We start from the raw sequence: 21,671 nt of genomic DNA, 5'->3' as shown, positions 1-21,671 counted from the left end.
AAGAAAAAAGCAGCTTTTCCGAAGCTGCTTTTCAAACTTAGGTGATGTTGGAGATTCGTCAAAAATGCTTGAGTAACAGAGTGTTAAATCACGGTTCCAAACGGCGCTGCTGGTAGATCAAGTCGACGATTTCGCCGTCGGGAGAATAACCGCTGACCGTTTCACGCAGGATCTGGCGCACACGGTCGTAGTTGTCCTCCCTCACCGCGGCGAGCAATTCGCTCAGTTTGTTTTTGAGTACGTCCCAGGCCAGAGAGTCCTCGTTGGCGCTCATGATCATCGGATGCTGGGTCGCCACGACGTTGTTGCCGATCAGCAACTCCTCGTAGAGCTTTTCGCCTGGACGCAATCCGGTGAACTGAATTGCAATATCGCCGTGAGGGTTTTTATCCGTGCGCACACTCAACCCCGACAAATGAATCATTTTTTCCGCCAGTTCTATAATTTTTACCGGCTCGCCCATGTCCAGTACGAACACATCCCCACCCTGCCCCATGGAACCGGCCTGGATCACCAGTTGGGCGGCTTCGGGGATGGTCATGAAATAACGCGTGATCTTGGGGTGCGTGACGGTCAATGGGCCGCCCGCCTTGATCTGCCGGTGAAAAAGCGGAATCACGGAGCCTGAAGAACCCAATACGTTGCCAAACCTGACCATGGTGAAGCGGGTTTTGTTGACGCGTGCCACGCCGGACTTGTCGCCAAACATCACCGGAGCTTTCTCCAGGCTGAGTGCTTGCAAGGCTAACTCTGCAAGGCGTTTGGTACTCCCCATGACATTAGTCGGCCGAACAGCCTTGTCGGTGGAAATCAGCACGAAGTTCACCACACCGGCTTTCAAGGCTGCCTGGGCAGTATTCACAGTGCCAATAATATTATTCAACACGCCTTCGGCAATATTGTGTTCGACAATCGGCACATGTTTGTACGCAGCCGCATGATAAACCGTGTCGACGTGCCAGCTCTTCATGACGTCAAGCAGTTTGCTCTCGTCGCGTACGGAGCCCAGGATAGGCAATAACTTGATGGGCAGTGACTCATGGGCAATGCGGTACTCAAGTTCAGACAAGATGCTGTAAAGATTGAACTCACTGTGTTCGAACAGCAGCAGGGTCTTGGGCTTCAGGGCCAGGATCTGCCGACACAGCTCAGACCCGATCGATCCTCCCGCGCCGGTGACCATGACCGACTGGCCGACGATGCAACGCTCAAGCAGGTCTTCCTGGGCCGGTACGGCATCGCGTCCCAACAAGTCGGCAATATCGACTTCCTGGATATCGTCGACCTTGACTCGCCCACTGGCCAACTCCATGAAGTCCGGAACGCTGCGCACGTGCAGTGGAAAGCGCTCCAGGTTAGAAAGAATCTCACGCCTGCGCCCGCGCCCCGCCGAAGGAACCGCCAGCAATATCTGCTGGGCGCCCGTGGCGTCGATCATCTGCTGGATATGCTTGGGCTTGAACACCTGCAGCCCGGATATCACACGGCCGGCAATACTCCCATCGTCATCGATGAAAGCAACCGGGCGCATGATCCGCCCCATGCGCAACGCGGCGACCAGTTGATTACCCGCAGAGCCTGCTCCGTAAACGGCAACTTTCGTCAACCCATCATCACGATTGGTAAAGGGAACATGTTGCGCTGCGGCGAACCAATCTCCCATGAAGTACTGGCGCATCGCCAGACGCAACCCACCCACGGTCACCAGGCATAACCACCAGTAGTTGAAAATCACCGAGCGCGGAACAACATATTGATGATTGCTGTAAAGATAGACAACCAGACCCAGAATAAGTGAAGAAAGGCTCACCGCCTTGATGATGGTAATAAGTGCATCGTTACCAAAGTAGCGCATCACCGCACGGTACATGCCAAAGCGAATAAACAAGGGAATGGCGATCACCGGAGCGCTCAAGAACAGCCATGTATATCGCTGGATCGGTTGTTCCATCTCGGCAATGCCAAGTCGGACGACAAAGGCCATCCACAATGAAACCCACACCAACAAAATATCGACAAGCACCTGAAGGATGCGCTTGTGGCGGCGCGGGAGATTCAATAAAAAAACTCTCATCTTATCCATGCCCCTATCCGACACTTTCATGCTCCTGAAGTCAAAACCCGCCAATCGACGAAAATGGTGATATACGATGAATTGCCAGTGCTGAATATAGACTACATAGACGCGATAACTGCATCACAAAATCTCCTTTCAGAAAAATCTCATTCCTCGATGGCGTGTCTTCGGGGCGAGGCACCCGTACCCTTGCTCTAAAGGTGCCACCATCGAGCACCGCTCTACATACAATAATCACCACGGACGGAATGATACCCGCGTTGTGTCGGAAATCCTTTGAAATCATCATCACGACCCAAAAAATCAACGAGCGATAGGCGTTTAACCCTGCAAATCCGGCTATTCAGCTATTTCGTACGCAAAAATGGCATACGTATGACCAACTGCTAAGCTTGGCCCGACAGACAGCAATAGCAATCCTATCATTAGCAAGCATAGCAACAGTTCAACTAAGAGAAAGTGTAACAGAAATGGACGGCCTTCAAACCATTCATGACCCTGTGTTACCATCGCCAAGATGCACCAGCGGCTTATTCGATTTCTATCTCCAATGCTCTAAAACGCTGTATTGAAGCGTCCGATGAGCCAAATCGAACAGGTGTTCCATTCCAACCTTGGGAAAAATACTTCCTTCAAGGTTATACTCCGCCACGCTTTACCACGTGCCATTACAGTAAAGAACAATGTAGGAAAGGTCTGAAGGCATTCACCATAACAAAAATAGCCAGACTGCATGAACGGGACGATTGACCTTAATGAGAAAGATGCCACTTCGCACAAGTAAGCAGGCTCAACACGAATTAATCTTCGCGCTGGATAAAAATGACCAGCGCACTTTAGAGCCTGCGCACTACTTACTGAACCGCCCTCGCGGGCGTACACATGCGATGTTCAAAAACTGCCACCCCATGCAGGAAAATCGCTTTGGACTCAGCTGAATTGATTCGCCTGGCCCCCAACTGCCTGTTAGTGGGCTTATCGCAAATGTCGTACGCACAACCATCAGATGACACATTTGCACTATCTGATTGCGATGCTTCACCGCTCTGCCCCGGGGCTAGCGGATGCGCGGCGAACCAAAAATGACGGCACCCTAAATCCGCGGATCATGGCGTAAGCGTGCGTTGAACCTTATTTTTCAGTAGCGGTGTTGCGATGACTTTAAAAACCTTGTGTGTGTTCGGCACGCGGCCTGAAGCAATCAAAATGGCTCCATTGGCGCTGAGCCTTGCTGCGGATGAGCGCTTCGACGCAAAGGTCTGCGTGACTGGCCAACATCGGGAAATGCTTGACCAGGTGCTCAAGCTTTTCGAAATCACGCCTGATTTTGACTTGAACATCATGAAGCCCGGCCAGGATTTGACTGATGTCACGAGTGGCATTCTGCAAGGAATGAAAACAGTCTTCGCTGTATTCAAACCGGACATCGTATTGGTCCACGGCGACACCGCGACAACCTTTGCCACTACGTTGGCCGCCTACTACCATCAAATTCCCGTGGCTCACGTCGAAGCCGGCCTGCGTACTGGCAACCTCTACTCACCGTGGCCCGAGGAAGCAAACCGCAAGCTGACCGGCGCCCTTGCAACATTGCACTTCGCTCCGACGCAGACGTCCAGGCAGAACCTGCTCAGGGAAGGTGTTGCGCCTCATAGCATCCACGTCACCGGCAACACCGTCATTGACGCGTTACTGGACGTAGTCGAGCGGATCAAGAGCAGTGCGGCCCTGCAACAGCAGTTTCACCAACAGTTTTCATTTCTGGGTGAAGGCAAGCGAGTGATTCTGGTAACGGGTCATCGTCGAGAAAGTTTTGGGGGCGGCTTTGAGAAGATCTGCCAAGCCCTGATCAATACCGCCAAGGACTTCCCCGATGTCGAGATTGTGTACCCCGTTCACTTGAATCCGAATGTGCGCGAGCCGGTCAGGCGACTACTGACCGACGTCGAAAATATCCATTTGATCGAACCCCTGGATTATCTGCCCTTTGTGTACCTGATGAATCGGTCCTATCTGATTCTGAGTGATTCAGGCGGTATTCAGGAAGAAGCGCCGTCTTTGGGTAAACCTGTGCTGGTGATGCGTGACACCACCGAGCGTCCGGAGGCAGTCGAGGCGGGAACGGTAAAACTGGTCGGGACCGAGATTGAGGTCATCAGCACTCATTTGAGCGTCCTGCTGACTGATGTTGACGCCTACCGCCGGATGAGCTTCGCCCACAACCCCTACGGTGACGGAAAGGCATCCACGCGGATTCTGGAAGCGCTTTCACGAATTAAAAAGGCTAACTCATGAGTTTCGAAACTGTTTCTGTCATCGGCCTCGGCTATATCGGACTTCCAACGGCCGCAGTGTTCGCCTCACGCAAGAAAAAAGTCATCGGCGTTGACGTCAACCCGAACGCGGTGGCAACCATTAACCGCGGCGATATCCATATTATCGAACCGGATCTGGACATCGTCGTACGCGCGGCTGTCACTGAAGGCTATTTGCGGGCAACGGCAACGGCGGAGCCGGCCGATGCCTTTCTCATTGCCGTTCCTACCCCCTTCAAGGGCGACCACGAACCGGATCTTTCCTACATAGAATCTGCCAGCAAAGCCATTGCTCCGGTACTGAAAAAAGGCGACCTGGTCATTCTGGAATCAACCTCTCCAGTCGGGGCGACCGAGCAAATGTCTGCGTGGCTGGCCGAAAGCCGACCGGACCTGACATTCCCGCAAACCCATGGCACAGAATCAGACATCCGTATCGCACATTGTCCGGAGCGCGTGCTGCCGGGTCATGTATTGCGTGAACTGATTGCAAACGATCGCATCATTGGCGGGCTGACCAGTAAATGCTCAGAAGCTGCGCGGCTTCTATATAAAACCTTCGTCGAAGGTGAATGCATCATCACCGACGCACGCACTGCCGAGATGTGCAAACTCACCGAAAACAGTTTTCGCGACGTGAATATTGCCTTTGCCAACGAGCTGTCGATGATCTGCGAGAAGCTCAATATCAACGTATGGGAACTGATACGCCTGGCCAATCACCACCCCCGTGTCAATATCCTGCAGCCCGGACCTGGCGTGGGCGGTCATTGCATCGCTGTCGATCCCTGGTTCATTGTCAGCAAAACGCCGGCCGAGGCGCGCCTGATACGTACCGCGCGGGAGGTGAATGACAGCAAACCAACGTGGGTACTGGAGCAGGTTCAACTGGCCATCGGTCAATTCCTGCAGGAGAACCCTTCGAAAACGGCCAAGGAGGTTACGGTTGCCTGTCTCGGGCTGGCCTTCAAGCCGGACATTGATGACCTGCGTGAAAGCCCATCCCTGGAGATCGCCGCACAGATCGCCCATTCCCATCCCGGTACTGTGCTTGCGGTTGAACCGAACATCGGGCATTTACCCGCTCGCCTTGAAGGTCTCGCAACCCTGACCGGAATTGACCAGGCGCTCGCTTCTGCGCACGTGATTGTGCTGCTGGTCGATCACAGCGTGTTCAAGACAATCCCGGCTACACGCTTGTCATCGCTCAAAGTCATTGATACACGCGGCGTGTGGGTTTGAAAAAGGCTGAGGAACCCTGCTTGGAAATCGACGCGAGCCGTTAATATTGCGTCGGTTTCCGTGCACCGAGTGGGGCACCTTGGTCAAATGATCATGCAATTGCATTTGTCATAATGAGGGTTCAAGAGGTTCTGGCATGGTCAACCTATTGATCCAGGTGCTGACACTGATAAGTGGCCTGGTCGTTAACTTTGTGATTCCCGGCCTCTACGGGTTGGAAGCGTATGGCGCATTCATCAAGGCCAACGTACTGGTATTTTTATTTCAAAAGCTTCTGGATATCGTCAATGAGCAACTGATTGCCAGTGTGGAGGCCGAGTATATTCTCGTGACGTCATTGTTTATGGCTGTGCTGATTTTTGTACTGTTCAGCGCCGTGAACCTGATTGATCATATCGGCAACCCGCTCCTGCTTGGTGTGATGCTGTTAAGCTCGGCGTGTCTGTTATCGCTGTTCGGGCTGCGCCTGCAACGTTGGATCGTGGCCTACCTGGTGCTGTTTCTCGGGGTCTTCTTCACGCTCCTGCTAATCAGTCACCAGCAGATTTTGCCGCTGAGCATTGTCGATATATTGATCCTGACCAATTTAATTCCGTGCGCGTTTGCGATGGCGGTGCTGTTTTTCAAAGGGGCGAAACTGCCCGTCGGCAAACAGCTCTTGCACACATGCCAAGGTGTGCTGGCGTTGTTACCCAGGATGGTATCCATCACACTGGTGTTCAATCTGCTCACCAACATCCTGCCCTTCATTCTTTCCAAGAGCCTGCCCGTGCGCGATCTTGGATTGTTCAGGGTCATCGTCTCGATCATTCAATCAGCAACCAGCCTGTTCCCCGTCAACGTCAGGGCCGTTTTTGTTGCCTTCGTTTCGGGCGGGCAGCGCCAAGCGCAATACAGAATCATCACCTCGGTCGCTATCTTCTACTTCGCGCTGGTCGGGCTGGGCGGGTATGCAGGCGCATGGCTGTTCCCACAGTACTCGGCCTATCTGGTGATGCTGCCCTGCCTGCCGGTGTTGTACTGGGCGGTGGTGACAGAGCGCTACCTGGTCGCCTGCGGCCTGCACCGTAAAGTCATCGTGGCAAACCTGGTGATTGCGCCGCTGGCCATCGCGGGCATGATTGTGTTTGTTCAAAACCTGGAACAGGCGCAGGTGTTCTACGCCATAGGGTTCTCGGCCTACTTGTTGTTCCTGCATGTCGCCTGTCGTCCAGGCATCCGCTTGCCGGTGGTGTTCTGGGTCGCCTTTCTTTCGCCGCTGGCCATTTTCCTGACCTCTATCAGCCTGGTCTGGGCCGCCCTGTATATGGGCTCGCTCCTGGTCATTGCCGTGGGAGCACTCCAGCTTCGGCCCGCCGATATTCGAACGTTGAGGTTTTAACCGTGAACGCAGTAAAACTTTATCGAGTAGGCAACTGGCTGTATAGGCACCGAGTACCGTTGTTACCGGGCCTTGTTCGAAATGTGATTTTTCTTTTGTTCAACTCTTACATTCCGATCTCCGCAATCATCGGAAGAGGCACGATCTTCGCTTATGGCGCGATCGGCGTTGTACTGCACGCGAATGCAAAAGTGGGCGAAGGCTGCGTACTGGGACAAGGCATCACCATCGGTGCCGCTGAGGGCTATGTCACCAGCCAGATCAATCGCTGCCCGGTAATCGGTGACAACTGCTACATAGGAGCAGGCGCAAAAATCATTGGCGACATCACCATCGGTAACAACTGTCAAATTGGGGCTTCGGCGGTCGTCTTGAAAGACGTCCCTGATAACTCAATCGTTGTGGGGATACCTGCCCGAGTGATTGGGCAAACAGCAGATGACTACAAAGCGATACGCCCTTGATCACACTACGGAGCGCCAGGGTGATTAACCATCGATGCGTCAAAAATACCATGGCGATCACGGCGGCGGCGCTCGTTGCTATTTTATTCATGCACGGTTCTGGCGTGCTTTTCTACACGGCCATGATCGGCAGCGCTTTACTGGTATTAACGGCCATAAGGTCACCCTGGTTGGGTTTGCTGGCGCTATTCCCATTGGCGTTTGCGCTAAGACCTGCGCCGCCGTCCGCAGGTGCACAGGAAATAGCATTTGCCGCCCTGATAGGGGTGATATTTCTCAGTACACTATTCAAATTGCTTCGTGCTCAGGGTGTCAGGCCAACCCTGCGCCTGTTCGCCGCGCCAATCCTGGTAGGCGCGGGCTTTCTGGTGCTCAACCTTGCAGTAGCGATGTATCACCCTGTTCCCCTGGCCGACTGGATCAGGGGGGTCGTGCCCTTTGTGTTCATCTACGCATTGATCCCGATCTGCGCCCTCCTCGGCCGTGAGGAAAGCGATATCCATTGGCTGGGCGCATCGGTGGGAAGCCTGATTTTACTAACCGCCGGCTACATCGTTCTTTATTACTTTTATCACGGCATCTGGCAGCCATACTGGGTCCTTCCGGCCGATGGGGAAATGGTCAGGATTTCCCAAGAAGAAGCACTTCACAACGCCCAGGCACTGGGACCGATGCGTGGTCGCATCACCATGATGGTGGCGCAAGCAACCGACGCGATACTGCCACTGGGAATGGTGGTCGGTTATGTAGTCTGCACACTGACACCTGACCGAAGGGTAGCTTTGATCGGCAGTTTTATGTCGCTGCTGTGCATGGCCGCCGTGCTGATCACATTTACACGAAGCATGCTGATCAGTGCGCTCCTCGTTATTGGCCTGTTCGCGCTCTATACGTTTTTCGCGCATAAACGCCTACGGCTGAAAGTGGCATCAAGTATCGGCATTCAAACCCTGTTTGGCCTCGCATTCATTTTCGCCACCGGTATGCAGGATATATGGCTCGGACGCTTGAACTCACTGGCACAGACCGCATTACCTATCGCAACGTCATCCATTGAGTCCATTGGAGCGAAAAATACGCAACCAGAGGAACTGACAGCCATACTCCTCGAGCCCAAGCCCCCCGAGGAGAAGAAGGACTTCAACGTCTCTTCTCGCGTCGAGGAATATAAAATCGCCTGGGATATGTTCCTGAATCATCCTGTGCTGGGCAACGGTATCGGGGTCAAACACGAGATGCACTGGGAGAGGCCCAACGGTGATTCATTCACCGAATCAGTGGGCTATATCCATAACTGGCCACTGTACATGCTGATGGTCGGCGGCGTAGTCGGGCTGCTGATATATGCCGCCGTACTGGCCCCTCCGGTGCTATACCGATTGACCACCCTGAAAGCCGCCCCCATCTACCTCGCCGTGATTCGCACGGCGGTCATGACTCTGGCGATCTATGGTTTGTTTTTCGCGGTCTTTCGCCTGATTTCTTTCAACCTGCTGCTCGCAGCAGCCTGGGGAGTGATGCTGGCGCACAAACATTCAACCCAGGTGATGAATATCGCCTCGCCTGACGGACATAACGCCACGCCGGGAACGGTCGTCAAAGACATTCAGGAGACCTCGGTATAATGTGCGGCCTCAGCTTTTTTGCAGTTAAACACGATGTTCCCGAGACCCAGGCGCAAATGGAAAAAAGCCTGGCCGTGACCCGGCATCGAGGTCCGGACGCGTCCGGCACTTATTTCGCCAGTGTCGCGGACTATCAGGTTGGCCTTGGGCACAACAGGCTGAGTATCCTGGACCTGTCTCCAACCGGCAGCCAGCCGATGTTTGCCGGGAATGGCGTGAGCATCGTGTTCAATGGCGAAGTGTTCAATCACCATGTGTTACGCCGGCAGCTGGTGGAAAAAGGCTACCTCTTCAAGGGCACCTCCGACACCGAAGTCATCCTGCAATTGTATGTAGAACACCAGGAACAGGCCTTCGCGCTGCTGGAGGGCATGTTCACGTTCGTCCTATTGGATGAATCGCGCAAAAAAACGTTTCTTGTAAGGGACGTCGTTGGAATCAAGCCGGTGTATTGCTATTCCAATGCCAACGGCCTCTACGCCTGCTCAGAAATTCGCGGCCTGAAATGCTTTTCGCAAGTGACTGCCGAAATAGATCAGGATGATGTCTTCGAATTCTTCAATAACGGCTTTCTCTACGAACCCAACACGGGCTACAAGGCCATCAAAAAGTTGATGCCCGGCTGTTACTTGGCGTTCGACCTGACAACCGGCGACATAACGACTCAGCGCTACCAGACCGCGACGAACTTCAAGACAGGGCAAACCCTCGCCGAAGATGTGCGTTCTGCGGTGACGCGCCAATTGGAAGCGGACGTTCCGGTCGGCGTATTTTTCAGTGGTGGCGCAGACTCCAGCATCCTGGCCAGTTTCACCGGTGACGCTGATTTGTTTTTTGCAAAGTACGACGCAACGGACGACTCCATTGTAGATATGAAGTTTTCCGCCAATATCGCCGAACACCTTGGCAAAAAGCTGGTGATCACAGAGATTCTTGACTCAAACATCGACCCGTTCGAATCGATCGATTTCGTCGCTGCGAACACCGAAGAACTGGTGTCCGACTACACGTTCTGGGCGACCTATCGCTTGTCCACCGAAGCCAGGAAAAGCGGGTACACCGTCATGCTCAGTGGCATGGGCGGCGATGAAGCATTTGCCGGTTACCCACGCTACACCGTATTGAAGCACCACACATTGATTCGGTTGCTGTACCCCCTGTTGAGCGCACTGCTGAAACTCAAATTATTTCCAAAACGACTCGACAAGAAGTTCGAGCGGCTGGTCTCCTACGCTCAGGAAAGCTATTGGCCTTTGGCATACTCACGCATGCTGGGGTACTTCTCCCGCCAGGAGTTGAAGGGTTTTTTCCATGACTACGCCGGGCGCGAGCAACAATACAAGCAACGCTTGGCCAACGTATTGAACCGCTACACCGGAGACCCCGAGGACAAAGTCAAATGCGCACAGCACTTTGACCAGACAGGCTTCTTGAGCCATAACCTGAGTGTTTCGGACAAGGCGAGCATGTTGGCCAGTATCGAACTGCGCGTCCCACTGTTGGACGAACGCGTGGTGGCCAGCGGCCTTGCCAGCTCAAGTGCAGACTTGCTCAAGGGCGGCGCACCAAAGGCCCCACTCAAGAACCTGCTCAAAAGCCTGCTACCTGCCGCATTGGTTGAGCGTCCCAAAACGGGTTTCAATCCACCTCTTGACGGCATTATTCGTCGGATAGGCCCACAACGCCTGCTCGCCGAGTTCGAGCGCATCTACACCTACGTTGCCCGCGAGGAAGTGGAAAAATTGGTGAGCAATCACTTCTCAGGCAGCGCAAACAATACCTACAAACTCTGGCAGGTGTTGTACTTCGAGCGCTGGCTGAAAATAAATTTTCCATAACTATCGCCAGACCATACTCACGACTACACCTTTTAAGTGGTCTTCATAAGCAGGGCGTTGATGCAACGAATAACCAAGCTCTACCACACTGTCAAAATGTTGCGATTGAAGCAGATCTTTTATCGTCTTTATTATCGCTTCGCCAACGTCCGGCCGTTTTGCGCACAGGGTTTTACCCGACGCCCAGGTGTTCACCTGGAGAATGCTGCGCGCTGGAGTGCCTCGCGCTTCAATGCGGATGAGCAGTTTGAATTCATGGGGCTGACCGCGCCGATCGATTGGCACGATGAGACGCGGCCAAAAATCTGGCAATACAACCTGCACTACCTGGATCATTTGGCATCATCCGACCAAACCCGCACCGACTTCGACAAACGCCTGGTAAACAGTTGGATTGCAGACAATCCCCCCTTCAGTGGGTGCGGCTGGGAACCGTATACGCTGTCTTTGCGTATCGTGAACCTGATCAAGTGGCTGCAACAACAACCGAACCTGGAACCCCACTGGCTGGACAGCCTGGCGACCCAGGCCCATGCCCTGTCCGAACAGGTCGAATACCACATTCTCGCCAACCATCTGTTCGTGAATGGCAAGGCACTGGTATTTGCCGGGAGCTTTCTGCATGGTCGGCAGGCGGATGGCTGGCTCGCCAAGGGCCTGAAGATTCTTGATGAGGAAATAGAAGAACAGTTTCTCGCGGATGGTGCGCACTTCGAACTCTCCCCCATGTACCACGCATCCCTTCTTTGGGATATGTGCGACTTGCTGAACCTGGCCACTCACTCCGAACTGCCGGAACTGACCACTCGCCAAGATAAATGGAGACGCTTGATCGAGCGTGGCATGGCCTGGTTGCGCAGCCTCCAGCATCCTGATGGTGGCATTCCATTTTTCAATGACTGCGCATTCGGTATAGCGCCGACGCTGCTTGATATAGAGGCGTACGCGGTTGAATTGGGGTGCCGTGCGCAGGACGAAATGTCCGACACCTCGGCGATTGTCGTTGAGCACCAGGCGGCTAGTGGCTATGTGGCGATCAACTTTGGCAATCAGTGCAAGGCGCTATTGAACCTCGCCCAGGTTGCGCCTGACTATCAGCCCGGTCACACCCACGCCGACACCCTGAGTTTCGAACTCAGCCTGTTTGGCCAGCGGGTTTTCGTCAACTCCGGGACATCGCAATACGGAGAAGGCGCCGAACGCCATCGTCAGCGCAGCACGGCAGCGCACAATACAATAGAAGTGAACGGTGAAAGCTCATCGCAAGTGTGGGCCGGTTTCCGGGTCGCGCGACGCGCACGTACTACCGTGGGCAAGATCGAACAGACGGCCGATACCGTACGCATCAGCAGCAGCCATGACGGCTACCTGCGGCTCGCTGGGAAAAACGTGCATACCCGTGAGTGGCTCGCAACGTCCGGCCAATTACAGGTCATGGATTCTGTTTCAGGTGCATTCGATAGAGCTGTATCGAGGCTGTTTTTACACCCCGATGTCAGCGCTGTGCAACACGGCAACACGATAAGCATCACCTTGCCCGGTGGTCAGGTCGCTGTCGCGACATTAGAGGGCGCGACCCGGATCCATGTGGCGCCTTCTACATGGCATCCGGAATTCGGCAAGTCTGTCCCCAACCAGTGCATCGTCGCAGACATCTCGACAGACAGACTGACCACCTGCATAACCTGGTGAGGCGTACATGAAACTTTTAATCTTGAGCTTTTATTATCAGCCTGATTTATCAGCCGGCTCATTCCGCACGACAGCATTGGTGGGAGCGCTTCTGGAGCAACTACCCGAAAACGCCCATATTGAACTGATTACCACATTGCCCAATCGCTACAGCTCCTTCAGCACTCAGGCTGCGGAGCTGGAGGAACATCCCAGGCTGACCATCCGCCGGATTGCCCTGCCCCCCCACAAAAGCGGGATGGTCGATCAAGCCAAAGCCTTTCTGGTGTACGCCAACGCGGTGCGCAAGATTGTGCGAAACCAACGCTACGACCTTATCTACGCGACGTCTTCGCGACTGATGACCGCTGCGCTGGGAGCGTTGATGGCACGCACTAAGCGGACGCCGCTCTACCTGGATATACGCGATATCTTTGTCGATACGATCAAGGACGTACTGTCCAAAAACAAGGTCTGGCTACTTAAACCGGCATTGTCGCTGATCGAACGTTTTACCATTCACTCGGCGCAAAAGGTCAATCTGGTCTCTGAAGGCTTTCTGCCTTACTTCAAATTACGCTACCCCGATCAACGCTACTCGACCTATACAAATGGCATTGATGACGAGTTCCTCAATGCGCAACCGGTCGCTGAAGAGAAGTCTTCAAATCAGATTCTGGACGTGGTCTACGCAGGGAATATTGGCGAAGGCCAGGGGCTGCACAACATCATTCCCCAGCTCGCCAAACAGCTTGAGGGGAAACTGCAGTTCAGGGTGATCGGTGATGGCGGTCGAATCGAGCTATTAAAGGAAGCCCTTGCCACTCAAGGTTGTACCAATGTTGAGCTGCAAAAGCCGGTCAAGCGCGAGCAATTGATCGAGGCTTATCAGGCGGCGGATGTGCTTTTTCTGCATTTGAATGACCACGATGCGTTCCGCAAAGTCTTGCCATCAAAAGTGTTTGAATATGCCGCACTGGGCAAGCCGATCTGGGCGGGCATTTCGGGTTACGCCGCCAGTTTCGTATCTGAACATATTGAGAACGCCGCCGTGTTTGCACCCTGCGATGCTGCTGCCGGTATGCAGGCTTTCGAGACACTGAATGTCATGACGTGCCCGCGCCACGCCTTCGTCGAGCGTTTTGGACGCGACCGAATCATGCGCGAAATGTCGAAAGACATTCTTTCACTTACAGGAACGCCTTGATTATGCAAATCCTTCTGACGGGAGCGAGCGGCTTTATCGGTAGTGGATTAATCGCACCACTGCTTGAACGGCATCACTCGATTACCGCCGCTGTACGCGGACTCAAGGCCGAACTCGATCCGTGCATCAAGCAGAGCCTTGTCAGCGGGCTATCCGCCGAACAGGATTGGCAAGCGTTGCTCAAGGACCAGGATGCGGTGATTCATCTGGCGGCCCGGGTCCATGTCATGAGTGACGCATCCACCGATCCACTTGCCGAATATCGGCGAGTCAATGTCGAAGGCACCCTCAACCTGGCCCGCCAAGCCGCCGCTTGCGGGGTAAAGCGCTTTATCTTTATCAGTTCGATCAAGGTCAATGGCGAAAGCACGGTGGCGGGCGCGCCGTACACAGCCGAGAGTCCGACAGCCCCTACCGATCCCTACGGCGTCTCCAAAAAGGAGGCCGAGCATGGCCTGCGAGCGTTAGCGTGCGAAACCGGCATGGAAGTGGTGATCATCCGCCCCGTACTGGTTTACGGGCCCGGCGTTCAAGCGAACTTTCTGAGCATGATGCGCTGGTTGCACAAAGGTCTGCCCTTGCCCTTGGGGGCCGTGGACAATCGACGCAGCCTGGTTGCTCTGGAGAATCTGGTTGATTTGATTGTGACGTGCACCGAGCATCCCGCGGCGGCCAATCAAACCTTCCTGGTCAGTGATGGAGAAGACCTTTCGACCACGGCGCTCTTGCGTCGAATGGCGATGGCGCTGGGCAAGCCCGCACGTTTGTTGCCTGTACCGAGTTGGTTGTTGCAAGCCGGCGCCACTGCGCTGGGGCGCCGGGCGCTGGCTCAACGGCTATGTGGGTCCCTGCAGGTCGACATAGGCAAAACCCGCGAACTGTTGGGCTGGACGCCACCGAGCAGCGTTGATCAGGCATTGCATAAGACAGGTAAACATTTCTTGGAAACGCAAATTAAATGAATATGTGGTGGCTGTTACCGACGGTGGCGATTGTCGCTCTCCTTTTGACGGGGGCTTTACGCCATTACGCACTGGCTCGAAGCCTGATCGACATCCCGAATGCGCGCAGTTCGCACGTGGTACCCACGCCCAGAGGTGGTGGCGTCTCGATCGTCGTCAGCTTTCTGTTAGCGTTGCTGCTGACCGCCAGCCTGGGCCTGATTGCCTGGCCGCTCACATGGGCATTATTCGGCGCTGGGGCTGGCATCGCGGTGTTGGGATTTCTGGATGACCATGGCCACATCAGCGCACGCTGGCGCCTGCTAGGGCATTTTATAGCGGCGGCATGGGCACTCTTCTGGATCGGAGGGCTGCCACCGCTGACAGTGATGGGATTCGCCGTCGACCTGGGCTGGATCGGCCATGTGCTGGCAGCGGTCTACCTGGTATGGCTGCTGAATCTGTATAACTTTATGGATGGCATTGATGGAATAGCCAGCGTCGAGGCTATTTGCGTGTGCCTTGGCAGTGCCTTGATCTACTGGCTTACAGGGCATGAACTGATCGCGCTGACGCCTTTATTGTTGGCGTTCGCGGTGGCTGGTTTCCTGTATTGGAACTTCCCTAAAGCACGCATTTTCATGGGTGATGCGGGCAGCGGATTCCTGGGCGTCACGCTGGGGGTGTTATCGCTGCAGGCGGCCTGGGTTGCACCGCAGCTCCTGTGGAGTTGGCTGATCCTGCTCGGCGTGTTTATCACTGACGCCACATGGACCTTGCTGCGCCGGCTGCTGAGAGGCGACAGGGTGTACGAAGCCCATCGCAGCCACGCTTACCAGTTCGCTTCCCGCCTGTTCGGCAAACACCCGCCGGTTACCCTGGCGGTCGTGGCAATCAACGTTGGCTGGCTGTTGCCTGTTGCGCTTCTGGTAGGCACCGGCACGATCGACGGCTTGCTGGGCCTGCTGCTGGCCTATCTACCGCTGATAGTACTGGCCGTAAAGTTCAAGGCAGGAGAAAAAGAACCAGGCTGACCGCATCAAAGGGGGCGGCGATCGCCTCCTTTCCGGTCGAGATCAAACCAGTCTCTTGCGGCGAGCTCTGGCTATCCAGGCCACCAGTGGACCTATGATCATCCCGATCAGCAATGCGAACACGACGAACACGGAGACCGGCAACTGCGGTGCTGCCCAGCCAAGGAACTGCAGGGAAACCGACTGCTGATTTTCAAGCACAAATGCCAAGATGCCCAGCAGGAGCACCAACACTAGCAAGAGTGCACTAATGCGCTTCAAGCTACTCATGACTCACTCCCTTCACGAGTATCAAACCTCGTCTTCATCCTCATTGACCCGATCCCGCAGCTCTTTGCCCGGTTTGAAATGCGGAACGAACTTCCCGTCGAGGCTGACCGATTGACCGGTCTTCGGGTTACGGCCGACACGCGGAGCGCGGTAGTGCAGGGAGAAACTACCAAACCCACGGATCTCAATCCGATCGCCAGTAGCCAAACACTGCGACATCTGTTCAAGCATGGTCTTGATAGCCAGCTCAACATCCTTGGATGAGAGTAGCCCTTGATGGGTGACAATTCGTTCGATCAACTCCGACTTCGTCATATTTTTCCCTTCTTTTTCAAGCAGCTAGGAAAAGCGCTTCGAAGGTTTTAGCATGACTCGGTGAATTTGAACAGCCCATATATCAACTTATCTGATAGTTGAATAAACGCCCACATTGAATGTGCGACCGCCTCAGTTGCAGATCACCAGCATGGTACGGGTGACCGCTCCGGCGGGGTTCCAGCCGAACAGATAGTCGCCCTCCTCGTCCTTGGCATCACTGGAGCGGGTGATGACCTTATAACCCTGCATCTTGCATTCACGGGCGGCGCGCTTCTCGCACTTCTCCCAGGTATTGCCCAGGCCCGAGCAATCGATCTGAATACCACTGACGCCACGCTTGGCGTGGGTCTTGGCGCTGGTGGCGGAGCAGCCTGCAATCAATGCCAATACGAGTACTACCATCAGCCTGTTCATTCAAATCCTTACTGAAGCCGCAACATGGAAAGAGTCTTTCTTAAAACTATAACCAGTTCCGACATCACGCTGTACGCCTTGGTTCTAACTTGTTGATTCAGCAAATTTCACCCAAAAAAAAGGGCGACCGAAGTCGCCCTTTTTTACAGCTTTACAGAACTTAGTTCTGCTTAGCCATTGCCTGGCGCAGCAGTGCCGCCATGGTGGTGTCAGCAGCAGCTTCCGGAGCAGCTTCTTTCAAGCTCTGGATAGCTTCTTTCTCTTCCACTTCGTCCTTGGACTTGATGGAGAGTTGGATCACGCGGCTCTTGCGGTCAACGCTGATGATCTTGGCTTCTACTTCCTGGCCTTCTTTCAGAACGTTACGTGCGTCTTCAACGCGGTCACGGCTGATTTCGGAGGCTTTCAGAGTTGCTTCGATATCGTCGGCCAGAACGATGATGGCGCCTTTGGCGTCAACTTCTTTCACAGTGCCTTTAACGATGGCGCCTTTGTCGTTCTCTTGAACGTACTCGGAGAACGGATCGCTTTCCAGTTGCTTGATGCCCAGGGAGATGCGCTCACGCTCTGGGTCAACCGACAGGATAACGGTGTCCAGCTCGTCGCCCTTCTTGAAACGACGAACAGCTTCTTCGCCCACTTCGTTCCAGGAGATGTCGGACAGGTGAACCAGACCGTCGATGCCGCCGTCCAGACCAATGAAGATACCGAAATCGGTGATCGACTTGATGGTGCCGGAGATTTTATCGCCCTTGTTGAACTGGCCAGAGAAATCTTCCCATGGGTTAGATTTGCACTGCTTGATGCCCAGGGAGATACGACGACGCTCTTCGTCGATGTCCAGAACCATAACTTCCACTTCGTCGCCGACTTGTACGACTTTCGAAGGGTGGATGTTCTTGTTGGTCCAGTCCATTTCGGAAACGTGTACCAGGCCTTCCACGCCTTCTTCCAGCTCAGCGAAGCAGCCGTAGTCGGTCAGGTTGGTTACACGCGCGGTAACGCGAGTGCTTTCTGGGTAACGGGCTTTGATAGCAACCCATGGATCTTCACCCAGTTGCTTCAGGCCCAGGGAAACACGGTTGCGCTCGCGATCGTATTTCAGAACCTTGACATCGATCTCGTCGCCAACGTTGACGATTTCGGAAGGATGCTTGATACGCTTCCAAGCCATGTCGGTAATGTGCAGCAGGCCATCGACGCCACCCAGATCGACGAATGCGCCGTAATCGGTGAGGTTTTTGACGATACCTTTGACTTGTTGGCCTTCCTGCAGGGATTCCAGCAGAGCTTCACGCTCGGCGGAGTTCTCTGCTTCCAGCACGCTGCGACGGGAAACGACAACGTTGTTGCGCTTCTGGTCGAGCTTGATGACTTTGAATTCGAGTTCCTTGCCTTCCAGGTGCGTGGTGTCGCGCACTGGACGAACGTCGACCAAAGAACCTGGCAGGAACGCACGGATGCCGTTAACGTCGACAGTGAAGCCGCCTTTAACCTTACCGTTGATAACGCCCTTGACCACTTCTTCAGCTGCGAAGGCTGCTTCGAGAACAATCCAGCATTCAGCGCGCTTGGCTTTTTCACGGGACAGCTTGGTTTCACCGAAACCGTCTTCAACCGAGTCCAGAGCAACGTGAACTTCGTCACCGACATTGATTGTCAGATCGCCAGCATCGTTGTAGAACTGTTCCAGCGGGATCAGAGCTTCAGACTTCAGACCAGCGTGAACGGTTACCCAGCGAGCTTGGTAATCGATATCAACGATAACACCGGTGATGATGGAGCCTGCCTGAAGGTTCAGGGTTTTTAGGCTTTCTTCAAAGAGTTCCGCAAAGCTTTCGCTCATTTTAATTCCTGTTGATAAGGGCGAAGAATACGCCCATCTCCACACCCCAGACGGTGTGGGTCAGTTTCAGTTAAAAGAAGCCACCGCAGGACTATGACTGGTCCCCTGCGGCCTTCTTGATCACCCGGCGATATCGCGAATGGCGATTTCACTCAAGATGCGTTCCAGCACCTGCTCGATGGACAACTCCGTGGAATCCAGCTGTATGGCATCAGCCGCCGGCTTGAGCGGGGCTACTGCACGCTGGGTATCACGCTCATCGCGTGCACGGATCTCATCTAGCAGACTCGACAGACTAACACCATCGACTTTGCCCTTCAACTGCAAGTAACGCCGGCGGGCCCGTTCCTCGGCGCTGGCGGTGAGGAAAATCTTCAGCGGCGCCTCGGGAAACACCACCGTGCCCATGTCGCGACCATCGGCCACCAGGCCTGGCGGCTCCTGGAAAGCCCGCTGGCGCTGCAGCAAGGCATCACGCACGGCCGGCAACGCGGCAACCTGGGATGCCCAGGAACCGACCTGTTCGTTGCGCAGGTCATCCGTCACATCATCGCCTTCCAGGATGATGCGCTGCGGATGGCCTTCCGTCGCCCCGACGAACTGCACATCGAGGTGCGCCGCCAGCAGCTTCAGGGATTCTTCGTTGGTCAGGTCGACGCCATGGTTGCGTGCGGCAAATGCCAGCAGGCGGTACAGCGCGCCGGAATCCAGCAGGCACCAGCCCAGGCGCTTGGCCAGGATGCCGGCGATCGTGCCTTTGCCCGAGCCGCTTGGCCCGTCGATGGTAATCACCGGTGCTTTGATATTCACAATTGAGCCTCTTGGGCAACACGGATGCCGACATGGGCACACAGTGTAAGAAAGTTCGGAAAAGACGTAGCAACATTGGCGCAGTCATGGATACGAATCGGCGCCGTTGCCCGCAGGGAAGCGACGCTGAACGCCATGGCAATGCGGTGATCGCCATGGGCATGCACATCGCCGCCGCCTATCGGGCCACCGTCAATGATAATCCCATCAGGGGTCGGTTCACACTTCACCCCCAGTGCCAGCAGACCGTCGGCCATCACCTGGATTCGGTCGGACTCCTTCACGCGCAACTCTTCAGCGCCACGCAAAACGGTCCGCCCTTCGGCACAGGCCGCCGCCACAAACAGCACCGGAAACTCGTCGATCGCCAACGGCACCAGCGCTTCGGGAATCTCGATACCCTTCAGCCCGGCCGCACGCACACGCAGGTCGGCAACCGGCTCGCCACCCACTTCGCGCTGGTTTTCCAAGGTGATATCGGCGCCCATCAAGCGCAGGATATCGATCACACCGGTTCGGGTCGGATTGATCCCCACATGCTCCAGCAACAACTCGGAGCCCTCGGCAATCGAAGCGGCCACCAGGAAGAACGCCGACGAGGAAATATCCCCCGGCACTTCAATGTGGGTGGCCGTCAGCACATGGCCCGATTCCACTGACGCGGTGGCCCCATTAATCGCCACCGGACAACCAAAGCCGCGCAACATGCGCTCGGTATGGTCGCGGGTCGGCGCGGGCTCCGTCACCGCTGTAGTGCCTTTGGCATACAACCCGGCCAGCAACAGGCAGGACTTGACCTGGGCACTCGCCATCGGCAACGCGTAGGTCATGCCTGTGAGCGACTGGCCACCGCGAATGGTCAGCGGCGGGCGCCCTTCCGGACCTGTCTCGATCACCGCCCCCATTTCCCGCAAAGGCTTGGCCACACGATTCATCGGGCGCTTGGACAGCGACGCATCGCCCGTCAACACGCTGTCGAAATTCTGCGCCGCCAGCAACCCGGACAGCAGGCGCATGGACGTGCCGGAGTTACCCAGGTAAATCGGCCCCGGCGCCGCCTTCAAACCATGCAACCCCACGCCATGAATGGTCACGCGCCCATGGTGCGGGCCTTCAATGACCACACCCATGTCGCGAAACGCCTGCAAGGTGGCCAGGGCATCCTCACCCTCAAGGAAACCTTCGACTTCAGTCACCCCTTCAGCCAACGACCCCAGCATGATCGACCGATGGGAGATCGACTTGTCACCCGGTACCCGGATACGCCCGCTCAAGACACCGCCCGGGTTGGCGACGAAGATCAGGTCATCGGTGTCCACAGCGGTTTCCATGTAGGCCCGGCGCGCCAGGATCTTGCTGAAGTGTTCGCGCGCCACCCGCGCACGAGTGAACACGCCCAACAATTGGTGGCCATCCCCCGCATCGACCGCGTCACGCAAGGCATCGAGGTCGCTGCGGAAGGTGTCCAGGGTGCGCAACACCGCTTCGCGATTGGCGAGGAAGATGTCATGCCACATCACCGGGTCGCTGCCGGCAATCCGCGTAAAGTCGCGAAAGCCACCCGCTGCGTAACGGAAAATCTCAAGGTTCTCGTTGCGCTTGGCCAGCGAATCCACCAGACCGAACGCCAGCAAATGCGGCAGATGACTGGTGGCCGCCAGCACTTCATCGTGACGCTCGACCTGCATATGCTCGACATCCGCACCCAGCTCGCGCCAGAGACGGTCCACCACCGCCAACGCCGCCGGATCGGTTTGCACCAGCGGCGTGAGGATTACTTTATGCCGACGGAACAGCTGCGCATTGGACGCCTCCACTCCGCTCTGCTCGGAGCCGGCAATCGGATGGCCCGGCACGAAGCGCGCCGGCATGCCACCAAAAGCCAACTGCGCCGCGCGCACCACATTGCCCTTGGCACTGCCGACGTCCGTGAGAATCGCGTTGCCCAAATCCATGCCGGCCAACATCGCCAACAGCTTTTCCATGGCCAGGATCGGCACGGCAAGCTGGATCACGTCGGCGCCCTGGCACGCGAATGCCAGGTCCGCTTCACAGCGATCCACCACCCCCAGTTCAACGGCCAGTTTGCGCGATTGCGGGTCCAGGTCCACACCGACCACTTCGCCGCACAACCCGCTTTCGCGCAGACCTTTGGCGAAGGAGCCGCCGATCAACCCCAGTCCGACCACCACCAGGCGACCGATCATAGGCACAGCAG

17 protein-coding genes are annotated in these 21,671 nt (G+C 55.5%); 10 read left to right on the top strand and 7 right to left on the bottom strand.

Features of this window, described 5'->3' with window-relative positions; translation table 11 throughout:
- Nucleotides 1-88: 88 nt before the first annotated feature.
- Nucleotides 89-2,083 (bottom strand): nucleoside-diphosphate sugar epimerase/dehydratase, encoded by a 1,995-nt coding sequence (locus tag PSH66_RS08780; RefSeq protein ID WP_305428820.1) that lies wholly within the window; start codon nt 2,081-2,083, stop codon nt 89-91.
- A gap of 1,149 nt (nt 2,084-3,232) precedes the next feature.
- On the opposite strand from PSH66_RS08780, the gene wecB reads away from it, so the two are divergent.
- The 10 genes from wecB (at nt 3,233) to PSH66_RS08730 (ending at nt 15,795) form a co-directional block, all read left to right on the top strand.
- Nucleotides 3,233-4,372 (top strand): non-hydrolyzing UDP-N-acetylglucosamine 2-epimerase, encoded by a 1,140-nt coding sequence (gene wecB / locus PSH66_RS08775; RefSeq protein ID WP_003172669.1) that lies wholly within the window; start codon nt 3,233-3,235, stop codon nt 4,370-4,372.
- Nucleotides 4,369-5,634: a UDP-N-acetyl-D-mannosamine dehydrogenase gene (wecC, locus tag PSH66_RS08770; RefSeq protein WP_141064940.1), complete on the top strand. Its 1,266-nt coding sequence runs from the start codon at nt 4,369-4,371 to the stop codon at nt 5,632-5,634. The genes wecB and wecC overlap by 4 nt, the downstream gene beginning before the upstream one ends.
- Before the next feature lie 136 nt (nt 5,635-5,770).
- Nucleotides 5,771-7,015, top strand: a complete 1,245-nt coding sequence (locus PSH66_RS08765) for a hypothetical protein (RefSeq protein ID WP_003172666.1) — start codon at nt 5,771-5,773, stop codon at nt 7,013-7,015.
- A 2-nt stretch (nt 7,016-7,017) separates the two neighbouring features.
- Nucleotides 7,018-7,479: a serine O-acetyltransferase gene (locus PSH66_RS08760; RefSeq protein ID WP_305428819.1), complete on the top strand. Its 462-nt coding sequence runs from the start codon at nt 7,018-7,020 to the stop codon at nt 7,477-7,479.
- Between the two features lie 20 nt (nt 7,480-7,499).
- Nucleotides 7,500-9,104, top strand: coding sequence for an O-antigen ligase (locus PSH66_RS08755; RefSeq protein ID WP_305428818.1), 1,605 nt, complete (start codon nt 7,500-7,502; stop codon nt 9,102-9,104).
- Nucleotides 9,104-10,942, top strand: a complete 1,839-nt coding sequence (gene asnB / locus PSH66_RS08750; protein WP_305428816.1) for an asparagine synthase (glutamine-hydrolyzing) — start codon at nt 9,104-9,106, stop codon at nt 10,940-10,942. Before PSH66_RS08755 ends, asnB begins: the two co-directional genes overlap by 1 nt.
- 60 nt (nt 10,943-11,002) lie before the next feature.
- Nucleotides 11,003-12,634, top strand: coding sequence for a heparinase II/III family protein (locus PSH66_RS08745; protein WP_042944369.1), 1,632 nt, complete (start codon nt 11,003-11,005; stop codon nt 12,632-12,634).
- Between the two features lie 7 nt (nt 12,635-12,641).
- Nucleotides 12,642-13,820, top strand: a complete 1,179-nt coding sequence (locus tag PSH66_RS08740) for a glycosyltransferase family 4 protein (RefSeq protein WP_305428814.1) — start codon at nt 12,642-12,644, stop codon at nt 13,818-13,820.
- A 2-nt stretch (nt 13,821-13,822) separates the two neighbouring features.
- Nucleotides 13,823-14,782: an SDR family oxidoreductase gene (locus PSH66_RS08735; protein ID WP_141064945.1), complete on the top strand. Its 960-nt coding sequence runs from the start codon at nt 13,823-13,825 to the stop codon at nt 14,780-14,782.
- Nucleotides 14,779-15,795, top strand: a complete 1,017-nt coding sequence (locus PSH66_RS08730) for a glycosyltransferase family 4 protein (protein ID WP_305428813.1) — start codon at nt 14,779-14,781, stop codon at nt 15,793-15,795. Before PSH66_RS08735 ends, PSH66_RS08730 begins: the two co-directional genes overlap by 4 nt.
- Before the next feature lie 42 nt (nt 15,796-15,837).
- Here PSH66_RS08730 and PSH66_RS08725 read toward each other — a convergent pair whose 3' ends face one another.
- The 6 genes from PSH66_RS08725 to PSH66_RS08700 form a co-directional block, all read right to left on the bottom strand.
- Nucleotides 15,838-16,065: a LapA family protein gene (locus tag PSH66_RS08725; protein WP_305428812.1), complete on the bottom strand. Its 228-nt coding sequence runs from the start codon at nt 16,063-16,065 to the stop codon at nt 15,838-15,840.
- A gap of 21 nt (nt 16,066-16,086) precedes the next feature.
- Nucleotides 16,087-16,380 (bottom strand): integration host factor subunit beta, encoded by a 294-nt coding sequence (gene ihfB, locus PSH66_RS08720; protein ID WP_003172657.1) that lies wholly within the window; start codon nt 16,378-16,380, stop codon nt 16,087-16,089.
- Nucleotides 16,381-16,512: 132 nt separating this feature from the next.
- Nucleotides 16,513-16,797: a hypothetical protein gene (locus tag PSH66_RS08715; RefSeq protein WP_003172656.1), complete on the bottom strand. Its 285-nt coding sequence runs from the start codon at nt 16,795-16,797 to the stop codon at nt 16,513-16,515.
- A 160-nt stretch (nt 16,798-16,957) separates the two neighbouring features.
- Complete coding sequence (rpsA, locus tag PSH66_RS08710) at nt 16,958-18,643, bottom strand: 30S ribosomal protein S1 (RefSeq protein ID WP_003189774.1); 1,686 nt, start codon at nt 18,641-18,643, stop codon at nt 16,958-16,960.
- Between the two features lie 120 nt (nt 18,644-18,763).
- Complete coding sequence (cmk, locus tag PSH66_RS08705) at nt 18,764-19,453, bottom strand: (d)CMP kinase (protein WP_003172653.1); 690 nt, start codon at nt 19,451-19,453, stop codon at nt 18,764-18,766.
- A complete protein-coding gene (locus PSH66_RS08700; RefSeq protein ID WP_305429593.1) occupies nt 19,450-21,660 on the bottom strand; it encodes a bifunctional prephenate dehydrogenase/3-phosphoshikimate 1-carboxyvinyltransferase in 2,211 nt (736 codons plus the stop codon). The genes cmk and PSH66_RS08700 overlap by 4 nt, the downstream gene beginning before the upstream one ends.
- Nucleotides 21,661-21,671 lie beyond the last annotated feature (11 nt).

Source organism: Pseudomonas sp. FP597 (genome assembly GCF_030687435.1).
GTDB lineage: Bacteria > Pseudomonadota > Gammaproteobacteria > Pseudomonadales > Pseudomonadaceae > Aquipseudomonas > Aquipseudomonas lactucae.
Note: the sequence above shows the minus strand (reverse complement) of the source record. Positions and strands in the feature narration are given on the sequence as shown.

What these genes read in the sequence shown, in the direction of transcription:
- PSH66_RS08780 (WP_305428820.1), bottom strand. Translation starts at nt 2,083, where the DNA reads ATGGATAAGATGAGAGTTTTTTTATTGAATCTCCCGCGCCGCCACAAG.
- wecB (WP_003172669.1), top strand. Translation starts at nt 3,233, where the DNA reads ATGACTTTAAAAACCTTGTGTGTGTTCGGCACGCGGCCTGAAGCAATC.
- wecC (WP_141064940.1), top strand. Translation starts at nt 4,369, where the DNA reads ATGAGTTTCGAAACTGTTTCTGTCATCGGCCTCGGCTATATCGGACTT.
- PSH66_RS08765 (WP_003172666.1), top strand. Translation starts at nt 5,771, where the DNA reads ATGGTCAACCTATTGATCCAGGTGCTGACACTGATAAGTGGCCTGGTC.
- asnB (WP_305428816.1), top strand. Translation starts at nt 9,104, where the DNA reads ATGTGCGGCCTCAGCTTTTTTGCAGTTAAACACGATGTTCCCGAGACC.
- PSH66_RS08745 (WP_042944369.1), top strand. Translation starts at nt 11,003, where the DNA reads ATGCAACGAATAACCAAGCTCTACCACACTGTCAAAATGTTGCGATTG.
- PSH66_RS08740 (WP_305428814.1), top strand. Translation starts at nt 12,642, where the DNA reads ATGAAACTTTTAATCTTGAGCTTTTATTATCAGCCTGATTTATCAGCC.
- PSH66_RS08735 (WP_141064945.1), top strand. Translation starts at nt 13,823, where the DNA reads ATGCAAATCCTTCTGACGGGAGCGAGCGGCTTTATCGGTAGTGGATTA.
- PSH66_RS08730 (WP_305428813.1), top strand. Translation starts at nt 14,779, where the DNA reads ATGAATATGTGGTGGCTGTTACCGACGGTGGCGATTGTCGCTCTCCTT.
- PSH66_RS08725 (WP_305428812.1), bottom strand. Translation starts at nt 16,065, where the DNA reads ATGAGTAGCTTGAAGCGCATTAGTGCACTCTTGCTAGTGTTGGTGCTC.
- ihfB (WP_003172657.1), bottom strand. Translation starts at nt 16,380, where the DNA reads ATGACGAAGTCGGAGTTGATCGAACGAATTGTCACCCATCAAGGGCTA.
- PSH66_RS08715 (WP_003172656.1), bottom strand. Translation starts at nt 16,797, where the DNA reads ATGAACAGGCTGATGGTAGTACTCGTATTGGCATTGATTGCAGGCTGC.
- rpsA (WP_003189774.1), bottom strand. Translation starts at nt 18,643, where the DNA reads ATGAGCGAAAGCTTTGCGGAACTCTTTGAAGAAAGCCTAAAAACCCTG.
- PSH66_RS08700 (WP_305429593.1), bottom strand. Translation starts at nt 21,660, where the DNA reads ATGATCGGTCGCCTGGTGGTGGTCGGACTGGGGTTGATCGGCGGCTCC.